This is a genomic window from Oleiphilus sp. HI0067 (genome assembly GCF_001635735.1).
Genome location: NZ_LWFI01000162.1, coordinates 1 through 1,126 on the forward strand (window position 1 = coordinate 1; position 1,126 = coordinate 1,126).

At 44.9% G+C, this 1,126-nt stretch carries 1 protein-coding gene and 1 pseudogene; both read left to right on the forward strand.

Features of this window, described 5'->3' with window-relative positions; translation table 11 throughout:
- Nucleotides 1-680: type IV pilus twitching motility protein PilT (locus tag A3739_RS02245; protein WP_068500081.1), on the forward strand; the 680-nt coding region annotated here is incomplete at its 5' end.
- A 53-nt stretch (nucleotides 681-733) separates the two neighbouring features.
- Nucleotides 734-1,126 (forward strand): annotated as a pseudogene (locus A3739_RS02250) (type IV pili twitching motility protein PilT); the annotation flags it as partial.

A 1,126-nucleotide genomic window follows, 5' to 3' on the forward strand; every position in this document is an offset into this window, starting at 1 on the left:
CTGAGGTACCTCGTGGTCTCGTACTGGTAACCGGCCCAACCGGTTCTGGTAAATCAACAACGCTAGCGGCAATGATCGATTTCATTAATGACAATCGCTACGACCACATTCTGACCATCGAAGATCCAATAGAATTTGTTCACGAAAGTAAGAAATGTCTCGTGAACCAACGTGAGGTACATCGTGACACCTTAGGCTTTAACGAAGCACTGCGATCGGCACTTCGTGAAGACCCCGATATTATTCTAGTTGGTGAGCTTCGTGACCTTGAGACCATCCGATTGGCACTAACCGCTGCAGAAACAGGTCACTTAGTATTTGGCACTCTCCACACCACATCTGCTGCCAAAACAATTGACCGTGTCGTTGATGTATTCCCAGCGGAAGAAAAAGCTATGGTTCGTTCCATGCTTTCAGAATCTCTACAAGCCGTTATCTCGCAGACACTGTTGAAGAAATCAAATGGTGGTCGTGTTGCCGCACATGAAATCATGATTGGTACACCAGCGATACGTAACCTTATTCGTGAAGATAAAGTTGCACAGATGTACTCGGCAATACAAACAGGGGCCAGCATTGGTATGCAGACGCTCGACCAGTGCTTGCAAAACTTGCTTAGCAAAGGCCATATCAATCGCGATACAGCACGCGAAAAAGCAAAAATCCCTGAAAATTTCTAAGAATTAGCCGATAAGTTTATTTATCGGATGCAAGACAAGTTAAGGAAGAAAACGTGGACTTTGATCGACTCTTAAAAATCATGGTTGAAAAAGGAGGCTCAGACCTCTTTATCACAGCAGGCGTTCCACCTAGCANTAAAATCCATGGCAAGATCGTCCCTGTCACAAAGCAATCTCTGACACCAGAAATGTGTCGTGAGATTGTCTTTGACACCATGAACGACAAACAACGCGACGAATTTACTGAAAAAAACGAATGTAACTATGCCCTCAGTGCACGAGGAATTGGTCGTTTTCGTGTATCCGCATTCTCTCAACGTAACCTTATCGGTATGGTGCTGCGTCGTATCGAAACGAATATCCCACGTATTGAAGACCTCGCGCTTCCAGAAGTTATTAACTCTCTAGCAATGACGAAACGCGGTTTGATTATTTTTGTGGGCGCA